12 protein-coding genes, 6 tRNA genes and 1 rRNA gene are annotated in these 16251 nt (G+C 33.9%); 18 read left to right on the top strand and 1 reads right to left on the bottom strand.

The annotated features are described in order from the left end of the window. The 16 genes from T537_RS0108405 to T537_RS12710 all read left to right on the top strand — a co-directional run. A 23S ribosomal RNA gene (locus T537_RS0108405) occupies positions 1 to 211 on the top strand; the annotation flags it as partial. Positions 212 to 385: 174 nt separating this feature from the next. Beyond that, positions 386 to 459: transfer RNA gene (locus T537_RS0108410), tRNA-Asp, on the top strand. Positions 460 to 496: 37 nt separating this feature from the next. Continuing rightward, positions 497 to 569, top strand: a tRNA-Val gene (locus T537_RS0108415). Positions 570 to 579: 10 nt separating this feature from the next. Further along, positions 580 to 651: transfer RNA gene (locus T537_RS0108420), tRNA-Thr, on the top strand. 34 nt (positions 652 to 685) lie between these two features. Continuing rightward, positions 686 to 767 (top strand) — tRNA-Tyr (locus T537_RS0108425). Between the two features lie 36 nt (positions 768 to 803). Beyond that, positions 804 to 877, top strand: a tRNA-Met gene (locus T537_RS0108430). Positions 878 to 881: 4 nt separating this feature from the next. Further along, positions 882 to 954 (top strand) — tRNA-Phe (locus tag T537_RS0108435). Between the two features lie 133 nt (positions 955 to 1087). Next, entirely contained in the window at positions 1088 to 2173 is a 1086-nt protein-coding gene (locus T537_RS0108440; RefSeq protein ID WP_051637195.1) for a L,D-transpeptidase family protein, read from the top strand. Between the two features lie 64 nt (positions 2174 to 2237). Then, complete coding sequence (locus T537_RS12085; RefSeq protein ID WP_031557210.1) at positions 2238 to 3791, top strand: aminotransferase class I/II-fold pyridoxal phosphate-dependent enzyme; 1554 nt, start codon at positions 2238 to 2240, stop codon at positions 3789 to 3791. 92 nt (positions 3792 to 3883) lie between these two features. Then, positions 3884 to 4477, top strand: a complete 594-nt coding sequence (locus tag T537_RS0108450) for a nucleoside/nucleotide kinase family protein (protein WP_031557211.1) — start codon at positions 3884 to 3886, stop codon at positions 4475 to 4477. Positions 4478 to 4620: 143 nt separating this feature from the next. Beyond that, on the top strand, positions 4621 to 5061 hold the full coding sequence (locus T537_RS0108455; protein ID WP_027437279.1) for a YaaR family protein: 441 nt from the start codon (positions 4621 to 4623) through the stop codon (positions 5059 to 5061). A gap of 12 nt (positions 5062 to 5073) precedes the next feature. Beyond that, positions 5074 to 6066, top strand: a complete 993-nt coding sequence (locus T537_RS0108460; protein WP_027437278.1) for a DNA polymerase III subunit — start codon at positions 5074 to 5076, stop codon at positions 6064 to 6066. Positions 6067 to 6113: 47 nt separating this feature from the next. Beyond that, the gene (locus T537_RS0108465) at positions 6114 to 7025 is read left to right on the top strand and encodes a PSP1 domain-containing protein (RefSeq protein WP_031557214.1); all 912 of its coding nucleotides are present in this window, start codon (positions 6114 to 6116) and stop codon (positions 7023 to 7025) included. Between the two features lie 21 nt (positions 7026 to 7046). Continuing rightward, positions 7047 to 7865, top strand: coding sequence for a tRNA1(Val) (adenine(37)-N6)-methyltransferase (locus T537_RS0108470; RefSeq protein ID WP_081823274.1), 819 nt, complete (start codon positions 7047 to 7049; stop codon positions 7863 to 7865). Next, positions 7865 to 8740, top strand: coding sequence for a 16S rRNA (cytidine(1402)-2'-O)-methyltransferase (gene rsmI / locus T537_RS0108475; protein ID WP_051637196.1), 876 nt, complete (start codon positions 7865 to 7867; stop codon positions 8738 to 8740). Before T537_RS0108470 ends, rsmI begins: the two co-directional genes overlap by 1 nt. A gap of 166 nt (positions 8741 to 8906) precedes the next feature. Beyond that, the gene (locus T537_RS12710; RefSeq protein WP_081775426.1) at positions 8907 to 10919 is read left to right on the top strand and encodes a pectate lyase family protein; all 2013 of its coding nucleotides are present in this window, start codon (positions 8907 to 8909) and stop codon (positions 10917 to 10919) included. Between the two features lie 154 nt (positions 10920 to 11073). Here the strand turns inward: T537_RS12710 and T537_RS0108485 are convergent, their stop codons facing one another. Further along, positions 11074 to 11685 (bottom strand): TetR/AcrR family transcriptional regulator, encoded by a 612-nt coding sequence (locus tag T537_RS0108485; RefSeq protein ID WP_027437274.1) that lies wholly within the window; start codon positions 11683 to 11685, stop codon positions 11074 to 11076. A gap of 252 nt (positions 11686 to 11937) precedes the next feature. On the opposite strand from T537_RS0108485, the gene T537_RS0108490 reads away from it, so the two are divergent. Further along, positions 11938 to 14061 (top strand): efflux RND transporter permease subunit, encoded by a 2124-nt coding sequence (locus T537_RS0108490; protein WP_034244536.1) that lies wholly within the window; start codon positions 11938 to 11940, stop codon positions 14059 to 14061. A 17-nt stretch (positions 14062 to 14078) separates the two neighbouring features. Further along, positions 14079 to 16094: a hypothetical protein gene (locus T537_RS0108495; protein WP_031557224.1), complete on the top strand. Its 2016-nt coding sequence runs from the start codon at positions 14079 to 14081 to the stop codon at positions 16092 to 16094. Positions 16095 to 16251 lie beyond the last annotated feature (157 nt).

The raw sequence follows: 16251 nt of genomic DNA on the forward strand, positions 1-16251 counted from the left end.
TGTATCGGTTGCATTACCAAGTGCATGGCCGAGTAGCCAAGTCGGGACGGGATAAACGCTGAAGGCATCTAAGCGTGAAGCCCCCCTCAAGATGAGATATCCCATACGAATGTAGTAAGACCCCTTGAAGACGACGAGGTTGATAGGCAAAAGGTGGAAGCGTGGTGACATGTGGAGCTGATTTGTACTAATAGGTCGAGGGCTTAACCAATAAAGGTTAAGGTTTGGATAGAGAGTGAGAAATCACTGAACATAAACGAGGGTTATTCTTAGAGAATGACTTACGGATGAATATATTTAATGTGCAGTTTTGAAAGAGCAATCTTTCAAAAAAAGTAGTTGCCTTTTTATTAGAAATGAGATATAATAGTGAAGGTAATGATTTGGCCTGGTGGCTCAGCTGGTTAGAGCGCCGCCCTGTCACGGCGGAGGTCGTGGGTTCGAACCCCATCCGGGTCGTTTACAATTCAATATTTTATTTTAGCTTATTAACTATGGGGTCTTAGCTCAGCTGGGAGAGCATCTGCCTTACAAGCAGAGGGTCACAGGTTCGAGCCCTGTAGGCCCCATATTTTTTATGCCGACATGGCTCAATGGCAGAGCAGCTGATTTGTAATCAGCAGGTTGTTGGTTCGACTCCGACTGTCGGCTCTATTAATTAGTTTATAGAGCTAGTTAATATTTTGGGTGGATTCCCGAGTGGCCAAAGGGGACAGACTGTAAATCTGCTGGCACTGCCTTCGAAGGTTCGAATCCTTCTCCGCCCACTGATAATCAATAGATTATCTTTTTATAAGCGATGCCGCGGGGTAGAGCAGCTCGGAAGCTCGTCGGGCTCATAACCCGAAGGTCGCAGGTTCAAATCCTGCCCCCGCTACTAAGCCTAGATAGCTCAGTCGGTAGAGCAGAGGACTGAAAATCCTCGTGTCACTGGTTCGATTCCGGTTCTAGGCACTAGATTACCACTCCAATATGGAGTGGTTTTTTTAGTATAAGATTATTTAACATTAATGTAATTAACCTTGTATTAAATAGTATAATCGTTTACAATATAATAGTTGTGTGAAAATATTACTTGGAGGAATATATGAGCAAAAAAGGTAACATTAACTATAAATACTTAAGAAGAAGAAAGTCGTGGATAAGACGTAATATGACTTCGGTTATAATAGCAGCAGTTGCTTTAGTTGTTATTATAGTTGCAGTTATTGCAGGCGTTCTTATAGGTAAGAATATTAATAATGATAATAAAAATCAAACTAATGTGGTAGATAATAAAGCATCTGAAGCTTCAGAAGAAACAACAGATGAAGTTAACTGGATCGAAGAAACTGTTCCAGAAAGCGTTAAGAATGTTCAGACACAGGAAGAAATTGAGACAAAGATGGCTGAAACAGAATCAATAGCTAAATCCATTGGATCTACAAAGCCATATTTTATTAAGGTTAACAGAGCTGCAAATTGTGTTACAGTTTACGGTATTGATAATAACGGAGAGTATACAAGACCTATAATTGCATTTGCAAGTTCATGTGGTAGAGCAGGTCAGGAAACACCTTTAGTTGAAAATTATGTAACATCAGATAAATATCCATGGAGATTAATGGTTGATGGTACATATGCACAGTACGCTACTAGAATAGCTGGCACAGATGGAATTTTATTCCATTCAATTCCTTATAACTCACAGTCAGCTAATAATCTAGAAGAAGGTCAGTATAATAAAATAGGCGATTATGCTTCATTAGGATGTGTTAGATTATGTGTAAGAGATTGTAAGTGGATTTATGATAATTGTCCTGCAGGAACTGGCGTAACAATTTATGATGATGCGTCAAATCCAGGTCCATTAGGTAAGCCAGAATCAATTAAAATACCTGAGAATAGTGAATATGCAGGATGGGATCCAACAGATCCAAGAGAAGAGAATCCATGGAATAGTTTTAGTGCTAAGATTTCAGGAGCAGCTGATATAAAGGTTAAAGTTGGTGAATCTGTAAATTTACTAAATGGAGTTACAGCAGTGGATACATGTGGTAACGACATAACAAATAAGATTTATGTATTAGGTAAATATACAGTAGATGAAAAAGGTACATATGAGATAACTTACAAAGTAGTTGACGCACTAGGAAGATCTGATGAAGTTAAGGTTAACTTAGTAGTAGAATAAAATAATAGACTGAATTAAGGCTGCATTAATAATGCAGCCTTTTTAATAATAAAGAGGTTGTTAGATGAGTAAATATAACGATTTATTGGATAGATTAATAGAATATACTAATTCGGATTTTGTACCAATGCATATGCCAGGTGCTAAGAGGAATGAAACAATATATGAAGGCGGAGAAGCATTAAGTAAATTGGATATAACTGAAATTGATGGCTTTGATAACCTACATAATTCAGAAGGCATATTATTAGATATAAAGAAAAAAGCGCAGCGATTGTATAATTCGAAGGAAAGTTTGTTATTAGTAAATGGTAGTACAGCAGGGATTTTAGCAGCGATTAGTGGCGCATGTAATAAAAACGATAGCATAATAATAGCAAGAAATTGTCATGTATCGGTATATAATGCTATTTATATCAATGAGTTGGATCCAGAGTATATAATTCCACAGATGGATGAGAATACAGGAATACTTAAGGGGATAACACTTAATGAAGTAGTTAATGCTGTGGATAAAGCTATAGCCTTAAACAAGAAACCTAGAGCAGTTGTAATAACAAGTCCTACATATGAGGGTATAGTATCTGAAATAAAGGAAATAGCAGATTATTTGCACGAGAAAGAAATTGTGTTAATAGTAGATGAGGCTCATGGGGCACATTTTCAATTTTCTGATAAATTTCCGGAAAGCGCAGTAAAACTTGGAGCGGATATTGTTATAAATAGTATTCATAAGACTTTACCAGCACCAACACAGACTGCAATTATGCACTTAAATTCAGATTTAATAAATTATGATAAGGTGAAAAGATACTGGAATATATATCAAAGTACTTCTCCGTCATACCTTTTAATGGCAGGAATTGATAGAGCATTAAGCTTTATAGAACTTGATGGGGAGAAAGCCTATAAAGAATACTGTGACAATTTGATAAATTTAAGAGCCAGGATCAGTAAATTAAATAATATAAGTCTAGTTGAAGTAGATGATATTTCTAAGATTGTATTAAAGGGAAATAACATTATAGAAAATTTTGGAAAATGGCTTTATGATAAGTTGTTAGAAGAATACAAGATACAATTGGAAATGGCATCATTTGAGTACGCAATAGCGATGACTGCCGTTGGAGATTTAAAAGAGTACTATGATAGATTTATTAAAGCCTTAGAGGAAATTGATAAGGAAATTGACAAGAAAATAGATAAAGAAATTGATAAAGAAGTTGATAAAGAAGTTGATCAGGAAATAGATAATGAAATCGATGAGAGAATAGATAGCACAAAGAAGCGTAAAATAGAAAAATTTAACGCAAATAATAAGAATCAAGGCTTTAGTTTAGAGGATATGGTATCTGTAAATAAGGCATTAAAACCATCAGAGGCAATAAAGCTAGCGGATGAAGGTAAATCTGAGTTTGTATCATTAAAATCAAAGGAAGTAATTAATAGGGTTAGTGTTAATGCAGTACTATTATATCCGCCTGGAATGCCAATAGTTAATTCTGGTGAAATAATAACAAAGGAAAAAGCAGAAATATTAATAAATGCACTAGAAAATAACATAGAAGTTATGGGATTAAATGAAGATTTAATAAATGTCATAACGGAGAATTATTAGGAAATAAGTTAATATGAATAAAGCAAGGAAATAAGCTAATACCAATAAAGCCTAGATAAAATTATTAAAAATAGTAATGAGGTTTAAACTGTATGAAGGAAATTATTTTTATAATGGGTAAAAGTGCTTCGGGTAAAGATAAAATCTTTAAGAAGATAGTAAATGAATTTGATGGCGAGTTAAAGACTGTGGTGATGTATACTACAAGACCAATGCGTGTTGGTGAAAGAGAAGGGGTAGAATATCACTTTGTTGATGATGCAGTAGTGGAAAAATTAGAACAAAATGGCAAAATAATAGAATTAAGAGCATATAATACTATAAATGGAGTGTGGAAATACTTTACAGCTGATGATGGTCAGATAGTTTTAGATGGGAAGAATAGATATATAATTATTGGAACTCTTGAAGCTTATGAAAAATTTGTGGAATTCTATGGAAGAGAGCATTTCATGCCGATATATATAGAGGTAGACGACGATATTAGATTAGAAAGATCTATTAAAAGAGAAAGAAAGCAGTTAAAGCCAAACTATGAGGAATTATGTAGAAGATTTTTAGCTGACGCTAAGGATTTTAGTGAGGATAATATTAAGCATGCGCAGATTAATAGATGTTTTAAAAATAATGGACGTCTTGAGGACTGTATAGAGGAGATCAAACAGTACATAATGCAATCCCAATGAGGAGATTAAACAGTACATTAAACAGTACATAATGCAATCCAAATAGGGTAACTTGCAAGAAATTTAAAGGTGTTATAAAATGTAAGTTGTATTGTCGTGAACATTTAAAGTGATTTTGCTTAAATGGATGGAGGCAGATGGGTATGGAAATAAAGATTAATGATGTGCAGCAGGTTACATCAGGACAGAATGTCAATAAGGTTGAAAACCATGATGATTCCTTCAAATTTACTTTAATTAGTAACATTGAAGAGAAGGAATTACAAGAAAAACTTGGTTCTATGATGAAGGAGATTACAGACCAAGGGGAAAAAATCGCTAAACACATGGATATTAAGGACATGAAGCGATATAGAGAATTGGTTAAAGACTTTATGAATGAGGTTGTAAATAGGTCGCACAAGTTTTCAAGAGAGAATTTTCTTGATAGACGAGGACGTCATAGGGTTTATGGTATTGTTAAACTTGTGGACAAAAACCTTGATGATTTGGCAAGTGAACTAGTTAAGGACGAGAAGGATCATTTGACAATAGTTAGCAAGATAGATGATATCAGAGGACTGTTGTTGGATATTTCAACATAGTAAGGGTGAATAATGAGCGGATTTTCGGATATATATGGATATGAAACAATAAAAGAGCATCTACAGAATGCAGTGGTTATGGATAAGGTGTCACATGCATATATAATTAGCGGAGGACTTGGATCAGGTAAGAAGATGATTGCAAGTATTTTTGCTAAGACATTGCAGTGTGAGGAGGGCAAAAGTAATCCATGTAATCACTGCCATTCTTGTGTTCAAGCAGACACATTAAATCAGCCAGATATAATATGGGTTAAGCATGAAAAACCAACAAGTATAGGTGTGGATGATATTCGTGATCAGTTGGTGGCTGATATGCAGATTAAACCATATAGCAGTAAATATAAGATTTATATTGTGGATGAGGCTGAAAAATTAACAGTTCAGGCCCAGAATGCTTTATTAAAAACAATAGAAGAACCACCAGCTTATGGTATAGTAATTTTGCTAACAAAGAATGCAGATATATTTTTACAGACAATTCTTTCAAGATGTGTGGTATTAGATTTAAAACCAATAAGTGATGATATAGTGGAAAAGTACATATCAGATCACTTGGAGTGTGGAGAATACGAGAAAAAATTTGCATCTAAGTTTGCAAGAGGTTGTATCGGTAGGGCGATATCAATTTTGGAGAGCCCAGATTTTTCACAGCTTAGATCCGTTGTTTTAGATGTTGTAAAAAATGCGAAGAAGATGACTTCAGTTGAAATCATGGATTCGGTAAAAAAGACTTCAGAATATAAGTTGGTAATAGATGATTATTTGGATTTACTTAACGTTTGGTATCGAGATGTGTTAATATTTAAGAGTACTAAGGATTCTAATCTTGTGATTTTTAAGGATGAAATATCAACAATTAAGGCACAAGCTGAAGTGATTTCATACGAAGGAATTCAGGATATTCTAGAGTCTATAGATAAAGTAAAAATAAGACTTATGGCGAACGTAAATTTTGATTTAACAATTGAATTGCTAATAATGGCCATAAAGGAACATATATAAATTAAGAGGAAGGTGATACATCATTTTTGATGTATAGGTAAAAAATAATGACAAGAGTTGTTGGAGTTAGATTTAGACAGGTAGGCAAGATTTATTTTTTTGCCCCAGGTAAATATAGTGTTGAGGTAGGACAGCACGTAATTGTAGAAACAGCACGTGGTGTGGAATACGGAAGCGTTGTTTTGGGTGAAAGAGAAGTAGAGGATGAGAAGGTTGTACAGCCTTTAAAGGCAATTATTAGAATCGCTACACCTGAAGATGACGAGAAAGAAATAAGAAATAGAGAGAAAGAAAAAGAAGCATTTGATATTTGTCTTGATAAGATTCAGAAGCATAATCTAGATATGAAGCTAATTAAGGCAGAATATACATTTGATAATAATAAAGTGCTATTTTATTTTACAGCAGATGGAAGAATTGACTTTAGAGAGTTAGTAAAGGATTTAGCAGCAGTTTTTAGAACAAGAATTGAGTTAAGACAAATTGGTGTTAGAGATGAGACTAAGATACTAGGTGGAATGGGAGCATGCGGTAGACCGCTTTGTTGTGCAACATATATGCCAGAATTTATTCCAGTTTCAATTAAGATGGCAAAAGAGCAGAATCTTTCATTAAACCCAACTAAGATTTCGGGTGTGTGTGGAAGATTAATGTGTTGCCTAAAGTATGAGCAGGAAACATATGAGGAATTAAACAGCCACTTACCTGTTGTTGGTGATCATGTTACAACACCAGAAAAGTTACATGGTGAAGTATCATCAGTAAATGTACTTCGTCAGTTAGTAAAGGTTATTGTAACATTAGACAATGATGAAAAAGAAGTAAGAGAATATCCAGTTTCAGAGATTAAATTTAAGACACGTAGAAAAGAGAAGAATGAGCAAATCGAAGATAAGGAATTAAAAGCCTTAGAAGAGCTTGAAAGAAGAGAAGGAAATGCTCATATAAGTGATGATTAATAAAAGTTTGGAGGAAAGAGTATGTGTAATAAGACTCTAGAAAAAAGGAAGGAGACTTATACAACTCTTTCTGGAGAAATAAGTATTGAAGCCGATGAAAGGCTAGATGATTTGTGTAAAGATGGATTGATGTTAATACAAAAACCAGATATATTTTGCTTTGGAATGGATGCTGTGTTATTGTCAACATTTGCTAAGGCAGGAAAGTCTAATAAGGTGTTAGACCTATGTACAGGAAATGGGGTAATACCAATATTAATGCAATCTAAGAATAAAGACACAAGTTATGTAGGCTTAGAAATACAGGAAGTGTCTGCAAATTTGGCTGCAAGAAATGTTTCTATAAATAATCTTGATGATAAAATACAAATTATTAAAGGTGATTTAAAGGAGGCAGCCCAGATTCTAGGCGATGCCTCCTTTAATGTTGTAACGGTAAATCCACCATATAAAAAAGCAAATTCTGGAATAGTTAATCCAGATTCAAGTAAGGCAATAGCAAGACACGAGGTATTGTGTGATATAGATGATGTATGTCAAGCAGCAAGTAGATGTTTAAAGTCTAAGGGACATTTATTTATGGTGCATAGACCAGATAGATTAATAGATATTATTATGGCAATGAAAAAAGCTCATATTGAACCCAAAAGAATACGCATGGTACATCCATATGTAGATAAGGAAGCTAATATGGTACTTATAGAGGGAATAAAGGGCGCGAATTCTTATATGATTGTGGAAAAACCATTAATAGTTTATGAGAAAAATGATGGGAAAAATGGAATTTACACGACAGAATTATTGGAAATGTATGGAATGACAGGAAAGGTGGATGAATAATGCAGGATTTTGAGAAGAAAAATGCCACAGGTGAAAAAGGCGAATTATTTTTATGTGCTACACCAATAGGAAATCTTGAAGATATAACATATAGAGTTTTAAGAATACTAAATGAAGTAGACTTAATAGCAGCTGAGGACACAAGAAATTCCATAAAGCTTCTAAATCATTTTGAGATAAAGACACCAATGACAGCATATCATGAATTTAATAAATATGATAAGGCCAAGGTTTTAGTAGATAAGATGTTAAGTGGTCAAAGTATAGCTTGTATTACAGATGCAGGAACCCCAGGAATTTCAGATCCTGGAGAGGAATTATGTAAGCAGGCAAGACAGGCAGGAATAAGAGTAAGTTCAGTGCCAGGTCCAGCAGCGTGTATTACAGCACTTACAATGTCAGGACAGGCAACAAGAAGATTTGCTTTTGAAGCTTTTTTACCAGCAGATAAAAAAGAAAGAAAAGAAGTGTTTAATGAATTAGTAAATGAAACAAGAACAATGATAATTTACGAGGCACCACATCATTTAAAAAAGACATTGGCAGAATTAAGAAATGCGTTAGGTGATAACAGAGCCCTAACAATTTGCAAAGAATTAACCAAAAAACATGAAACATCTATGGAATTTACCTTAGAAACAGCGTGCGAGTATTATGAGGTAAATGATCCAAGAGGAGAATACGTACTGGTAATAGCGGGAAAATCTAGAGAGGATATTAAGAAAGAAAGAGAAGCAAGCTGGGAAGAACTAACTGTTAAAGAACATGTAGATATGTATATTAAACAGGGAATGGATAAAAAAGAGGCTATGAAGGCAGCAGCTAAAGATAGAGGAGTTTCAAAAAGAGATATCTATAATGAGCTAGAAAGATAAATAAAAATAAAACTAATCATGAATATGCTTTGTGCAATATAACCAAAGTACTAGAAAGATAGGCATAAATTTTTGTGCAAACACATTGACCGAAAGTTCACAATATTATACATTATAAACTGTAGTTATTAATCTTTTAAGGATAAGATAAAATTGGGAGGTATTTATGCTTAAAAAAAGATTTTTGAGAATAGCTGCAGTTTTTTTGACTTTAATAATAACTGCAGTTACAGCATTAGCTGTTCTACCCGCAAGGAAAGTAAAGGCAGCAGCGGTAACACCAAAGGCTGGTAATATTTACTATATCAAGAATAAGAACAGCGGAATGTATTTAACAGTTCAAGGAGATTCAAGTTCTAGCGGAGCTAACGTAATTCAGTCTAAGGGAACAGGAAGTTTGGGACAAAGATGGATTTTGGAAGCTAATGCTAATGGTACTTACAGATTACATCCTGCAACAGATATGACAGGTGGAATATCTTTAGATGTGGCTAATGGAAGTGCAAATAATAATACTAATATCCAGATATGGGGAAATAATGGATATTCTGCACAGAACTTCTCTCTTAAATCATCATCAGATGGATATGCCATAACAACTGCAGTATCTAATGGCGCAAGCTGTTTAGATGTGGCAGGAGCAAGCACAGCAACTGGAGCTAATGTTATTGAATATACTTATAAGGGCAGTGCTAATCAAATTTGGTATTTCGAAGAGGCTCAGTGGCCATCATCTGGTTCTGGATCTAGCTCATCAGGCTCAGGTTCATCAGGCTCAGGCTCATCAAGTTCAGGTTCAACAAGTGTAGCTATTGATTCTGTTTATTCACAGCAGAGATTACAGTTTGTTAATACAAACGATAATTCTTTCTTAACTGCACCAACATCTACAGGAAATACTAAGACAAGTACAGCATCATCAACATATAATCAGTGGGTTTTAGAAAATAATGGTAGTAACAAGTATATGATTGTTAATGCAGCGACAGGTTATGTACTTGCACCTGCAGGAAATACAGCCAATAGTGGCAGCAGTGTTGTTGCAACAGGAAAGACAGGAAGCACAGCACAGTATTGGACAATTAGTGCAGTATCAACAGATGCTAATAACAATGGATATGCATATAAGATTTCTAACTGTGCTAATACTAATCTTTGTTTACAAAAATCAGGCCAGGGATTTATCTTAGGTTCATATAAAGGAAATTCAACACATAAGTTTTATATTAATTCTTATGGTGTTGAAGGATTTGCTGGAAAATGTAAAAGTGTAGATGGCAAAGAAACAGCTTCTGTACTCGGTGGAGCATTAGGAAAAACAGTATATGTTTCAAATGTATCTGATTTATCAAGCTATTGCTCAGGTTCAACACCTTATACAATCGTAATTAATGGAAATATTTCTGCAACAAACCTAACAAAGGTTAATGTAGGAAGCAATAAGACAATTATAGGATCATTTAATGCTAATACATTGAATAATATTCATTTTAGATGCATTTCTAATTCAGGTAATGTAATTTTTAAGAACCTAACATTAAAGCATGATGCAGATAAGAATGCTAATGATGATATTCAGATGTATATAAGTAATGGTACAAAATTCTGGGTTGATCACTGTACATTCCCAGGACATACAATTAATAAAAGTGATGTAGATAAGCATATGTATGTTGGTTTAAAGGCAGACTATGTAACAGTTTCAGCCAATGTATTTATGAATCATAAGTACAGCTTAATTCTTGGATATCCAGCAGAAGATGGAATGAGTACATATAAGGGATATCCACAAATGACAATATGTAATAACTACTTCTATAATTGTGAAACAAGAGCACCAGGACTTATGCGTTATGGATACTATCACGTATATAATAACTTTGTATATAGCTTTAACTTAGGATTTACTCCATATACAGGAAGTACAATTTATTCAGAGAAAAATTACTTTGATAAGGGAGCATATGCAGGTTGGGTAATAGATGATTATGGTGTAGGTAACTTTACAGATAATGGATCAGTATTATCAAGCAGCTTATCTGGAATAAAGACAGCACAGACATCATGGAGACCAATTACAAGTTATTCATATGCTACAAGAAATGCAGCAGATGCTAAGGCATGGGCACAGGCTAATGCAGGTGTTCAAAAATCAACACTACATTACGCAATAGATTAATAACAAGGCAAAAACTAAAAACTAAAGAATAATAAAAAAGAGGAATCAATATGATGTTAAATACATATTGACTCCTTTTTTTAATAGAAGTCTTTTTTAATGAAAGTCTTTTTTAGCTGAAATCGATAGTTAATCTTAGCTATATTAAGCAAGCCTATTCAATAATATGTTCTTTAATGATGTTTCTTACAGTTGCGTATATATAAGGTTTAGCAGTGTTAATATCTACTGGTTCTTCATAAAGAATAGCACTATAACAAGTTGAACTTATAAGTTCTACAATAAGGAAGAGCATAATCTCAGGTTCTTTAAGATTAACCTCATCATCATTAATAATTTGATGGTAAACATCAAGGAAGTTAATGTCGTTATCAGCGACATTAGTAGTTAAAGCCTCTTTAAAAATACCCCAACTAAGATTTTTAGAAATAAAGTTTAAAAGCGCCTGATTAGAATCAAGAGCATTAATAATATTATCTATAATAAAGATAATCTTTTCCGTAAAATTAAGTGATCTAGTTTTAAGTTCTTCATCTAAAGCTTTAGATGCAGCCATAAATAAAAGACTTGATTCATGGGAGATAAGACGATTTCTAATATCAAATTTATCCCTAAAATAAAGGTAGAAAGTTCCCTTAGCCATTCCGGCCTTAGAAGAAATCTCAGCAATAGATGTTTTTGAAACACCTTTAGTTGTAAATAATTCAAAAGCAGAGTTTAGCAAAGATCTTTGTTTGTTTAGTTTGTTATTTTCTACTTTTCCCAAAAAATCACCTCATTTCAGTATAAAGAAACACTATTTTACTAATAAATGTATAAAGCTTTAGTAAAAGTCATATTTCTTAGTAGGTATCTTACCATATAAAAAATAAAAAATCTATAAAAATTATGACCATCGGTCATTTTTTGTTGACAGAAAAAATACTAGTGTTATAATGACTATGAAATAAAAAATGACTAACGGTCAATTTTACAAAAAGAAAAATTTAAAACGTCATTAATTGAATGGAGGTTAATTATGGAGAAGTTTGGAAGAGCTGTGGTTAAGCTAAGAATTCCAATCCTTATTATTAGCATATTGCTATTAATTCCATCAGTTCTTGGATATCTTGGAACAAGAGTTAACTATGATATCTTGTATTATTTGCCAGATAATATCGAAACAATGCAAGGCCAAGACATCCTATTGAAGGATTTTGGAAAGGGAGCATATGCATTAATCGTAGTTGAAGACATGAATCAAGACAATGTCTCAAAGCTTGTTAATAAAGTGGAAAATGTAGACCACGTTGCTAAAGTTATTTCTTATACAGGTTTAGTTGGAGAAGATGTTCCAGCAGAACTTTTACCAGATAGTATAAGATCTAAGTTTGAAAATGATGAGACAAACTCAACTTTATTTGCTGTATTCTTTGATGATACAACATCAAGCGATGATACTATGAATGCAATACAGCAGATAAGAAAGGTTACAGACAAACAGTGTTATGTAGCTGGTATGTCTGCAGTAGTTACAGATACTAAGAACCTTTCAGAGAAGGAAACACCAATATATGTTTTAATTGCAGTAGTTTTAGTTTGTATCGTACTTGCAATATTTATGGATTCCTTCCTAGTACCAGTACTCTTTATGGTAAGTATTGGTATGGCAATAGTTTACAATTTAGGATCTAATTATTTCTTAGGAGAAACTTCGTATATTACGAAGGCCTTGGCAGCAGTATTGCAGTTAGGTGTAACACTAGATTACTCAATTTTCTTGTGGCATAGCTATAAGGAACATAAAGCTGAGTATCCTAATGATAAGGAAAAGGCAATGTCAGTTGCTATTGGTAACACATTAACATCAGTAGTTGGTTCATCAATTACAACAGTAGCAGGTTTTATTGCACTTTGCTTTATGAGCTTTACACTTGGTCTTGACTTAGGTGTTGTAATGGCAAAGGGTGTTATCTTTGGTGTTATTGGATGTGTAACAATTCTACCATCCCTTGTATTAACATTTGATAGAGCACTAGAAAAGACAATGCATAGAGAAATCATGCCGAACTTTTCTAAGTTTTCACATTGGATAGTAAATCATTCTTGGATATTCTTACTTGCATTTATTATTCTTTTAGTACCTGCAATTTATGGATATAACAACACTAAAGTTTACTATGATTTATCAAGTACATTACCTGAAGAACTTGATTGCTCACAGGCTAATACAAAATTAGCAGAAAGCTTTAAAGATTTGAATTCAATCTACATGGTTCTTGTTGATAGTGATTTATCAGAAGAAGATGGACAAAGTATGTTAGATGAAATTAAGAATGTAGATGGAATTTCCTTTGCTCTTGGACTACCAACAGTAACTGAAACTGGTATTCCAGAAGAATTCTTACCAGAGTCAGTTGTATCTGAGTTAAAGGGCGGAGATTATCAGCTTATGTTAATTTCTTCAGAATATACAATCGCATCTGATGAAATCAACAATCAGATTAATGAAGTAAAAGATATAACAAAGAAATACGATAGTTCTTCAATGGTAATTGGTGAAGCACCATGTACTAAGGACTTAATTACAATCACAGATAAGGATTTCAAAACAGTAAGTTTTGTTTCCATCGCAGCAATTTTTGTAATTATTCTCTTCGTACTTAAGTCAATTTCATTACCAATCTTACTTGTTGCAGCAATTGAATTTGCTATTTTTGTAAATATGGGTATTCCATACTTTACAGGAACACAGATTCCATTTATTGCATCAGTAGTAATTGGAACAATACAGCTAGGTGCCACTGTCGATTACGCTATACTTATGACAACAAGATATAAGAGAGAAAGAGCTTCAGGCCTTTCTAAGAAAGAATCAGTAGAAATTGCACTTGAAACTTCAATTCCTTCAATCGTAGTTTCAGCACTTGGATTCTTTGCAGCAACTTTTGGTGTTGGTATGTATGCCAACGTAGACATGATCGCATCCCTTTGTATCTTAATGGCAAGAGGTGCAATCATCAGTATGATAGTTGTAATCTTAGTAGTACCATCATTATTTATGGTATTTGATAAGCTAATAATCCATACAAGTATAGGATTTAAACCAAAGAACAGTAGATTTAAAGGTTTAAGTGAGGAAGATAAGTTTGCACATCAGTAAAAGGAGAGCGATTGAAAATGATTAGAAGAAATTTAATGAGAGCTGGAGCAGTTGTATTAACTGCATCTATGCTTGGAATAAGTGTGGTAGGCTGTGGAAGCAGTAAAGAAACAGCTAGCGTAACAGCAGTAAATGATGAGGCAGCACCTCAGGCAGAAAGTGCTATAACATCAGCAATAAATAATGAACTTGCAATTTCAACAACATCAACATTAAAAAACAATACAAGACAGCAGACAGTATATGTTTTTGACGATGCAACAGGAAAGCAAGATCATACAACAGTTAGTACTAAGGTAACAGATGCTAAGGGTGAGACAAGTTCAACATCTGAAGAATCATCTAAAGAAGCACCAGTTACAATTAAAGTAAGCTATACACTTAATGGTAAGGAAATCTCACCAGAAGAATTAGTTGGTAAGAGTGGTAAAGTAAAGATTAGATTTGATTACACTAATAACGAGAAAAAAGAAATTATGGTAAATGGTCAGCCACAGACAGCTTATGTACCATTTACAGTAGCAACAGGACTTATGCTTGATAATGAAAAATTTACTAACGTAGAAGTAACTAATGGTAAGGTATCAAAGGTAGGTTCAGATATAGTGGCACTTGGTGTAACACTTCCAGGATTAAAGGATTCATTAAATCTTAAGTTCAATGATGAAGTATTAGATTTAAATATTCCAGAATATTTTGAAGTAAGTGCAGATGTTAAGGATTTTGCTCTAGAAATGAGTTTATCAGTAGTAACATCAAATCTCTTATCAGATATGGATTTAGATAATCTTTCATTAACAAGCTTAGAAAGTAAGTTAACAGAACTTCAGACAGCAGCAGATCAGTTAGCAGATGGAACAGTTAAGTTACAGGAAGGCACACAGCAGTTAGAAGATAATGTACCAGCATTAGTTTCAGGTGTATCAGCACTTAATGATGGCGCAGCAACACTTAGTGCAGGTGTAGGTTCATATGCAGCAGGTGTTTCAAGCTTAAGTGCTGGGGCAGCAGAAGTAGATTCTAACATGCAGACATTATCATCAAGCTTAAGTACACTTTATAACACATTAAATGATAATGAATTTGATACAAAGGTAGCTTCATTAAATGAAGGAATCAACGGAGCAAGCGGCTTATTTGCATCACTTTCTAATGGAATGAGCTCATATAAGAATCAGTATGAAACAGCATATGCAGATGCATATCAGAAGATTTTTAAAGCTAATTATATGCAGGAATTGCAGGCTAGAAGTATGACTCCAGATATGGATGCTCAGGCTGGATCTCTTGTAAAGAGAGGAGTAGAAAACACTTTAGCAGGAAAGGGAATTACAGCTGATGCTAACATTCAGTCAGTACTTATAGATGAAAAGAAAAACACAGCAGTATATGCAACAGCAGGTTTATGTGAAGTATATGCAGGATATTCTAAGTTAGGAGCAACAGTAGATTCGGAACAGGCTCAGGCAATTATTTCAGATATTGTTCAGCTTAACCAGTATGCAGCAGCTTATAAGGCAATGTATGCTTCATATAGTAAGTTAAAGGCAGCAGGTCTTGATACAGGAGTAGCAAGTTTAGCAGGAGCAATTGGTTCATTTGATACATATAGAGAAGGAACATTATGCTCAAGTTTATATGCACTTAATGCAGGAGCAGCAAAGCTTCAGTCAGAAGGAACAGCTAAGTTAGCACAAGGTGCTTCAACATTAAATGCTAATAATGATGCATTAACATCAGGAGCAGCACAGTTAGCAAATGGTACAGAAACACTTAATAATGCAGCATCAACACTTAGCTCAGGAGTAGCACAACTTAACACAGGAGCTATAACATTAAAGGATGGAATGGCAGAATTTAATAAGGAAGGTATTTCAAAAATAACAAGTTTAGCAGGTGCAGATGTACAGACAGCAATTGATACAATTGATGAAGTAGCAAAACTTGGTAGCAATTATAAGACATTTACAGGAAGCACAGGAAATTACGATTCATCAGTAACATTTGTATATAAGACAGCTGCAATACAGTAAAAATAGTAGATATAACAATTTCAAAACAGATAGACCAAAAGGCATGAACCAAGGGAAAAACCAAGGTTCATGCCTTTTTGTTTATTTTGATATAATTAAATTGTGTAAAATCAAATTTTGTGCTACAATATTTACACATAACAAATTAGGTTGAGTT

It is taken from the genome of Lachnospira multipara LB2003 (genome assembly GCF_000702205.1).
GTDB classification, from domain to species: Bacteria; Bacillota; Clostridia; order Lachnospirales; family Lachnospiraceae; genus Lachnospira; species Lachnospira multipara_A.

What these genes read in the sequence shown, in the direction of transcription:
- T537_RS12085 (WP_031557210.1), top strand. Translation starts at nt 2,238, where the DNA reads ATGAGTAAATATAACGATTTATTGGATAGATTAATAGAATATACTAAT.
- T537_RS0108495 (WP_031557224.1), top strand. Translation starts at nt 14,079, where the DNA reads ATGATTAGAAGAAATTTAATGAGAGCTGGAGCAGTTGTATTAACTGCA.
- T537_RS0108465 (WP_031557214.1), top strand. Translation starts at nt 6,114, where the DNA reads ATGACAAGAGTTGTTGGAGTTAGATTTAGACAGGTAGGCAAGATTTAT.
- T537_RS0108470 (WP_081823274.1), top strand. Translation starts at nt 7,047, where the DNA reads ATGTGTAATAAGACTCTAGAAAAAAGGAAGGAGACTTATACAACTCTT.
- T537_RS0108490 (WP_034244536.1), top strand. Translation starts at nt 11,938, where the DNA reads ATGGAGAAGTTTGGAAGAGCTGTGGTTAAGCTAAGAATTCCAATCCTT.
- rsmI (WP_051637196.1), top strand. Translation starts at nt 7,865, where the DNA reads ATGCAGGATTTTGAGAAGAAAAATGCCACAGGTGAAAAAGGCGAATTA.
- T537_RS0108455 (WP_027437279.1), top strand. Translation starts at nt 4,621, where the DNA reads ATGGAAATAAAGATTAATGATGTGCAGCAGGTTACATCAGGACAGAAT.
- T537_RS12710 (WP_081775426.1), top strand. Translation starts at nt 8,907, where the DNA reads ATGCTTAAAAAAAGATTTTTGAGAATAGCTGCAGTTTTTTTGACTTTA.
- T537_RS0108450 (WP_031557211.1), top strand. Translation starts at nt 3,884, where the DNA reads ATGAAGGAAATTATTTTTATAATGGGTAAAAGTGCTTCGGGTAAAGAT.
- T537_RS0108460 (WP_027437278.1), top strand. Translation starts at nt 5,074, where the DNA reads ATGAGCGGATTTTCGGATATATATGGATATGAAACAATAAAAGAGCAT.
- T537_RS0108440 (WP_051637195.1), top strand. Translation starts at nt 1,088, where the DNA reads ATGAGCAAAAAAGGTAACATTAACTATAAATACTTAAGAAGAAGAAAG.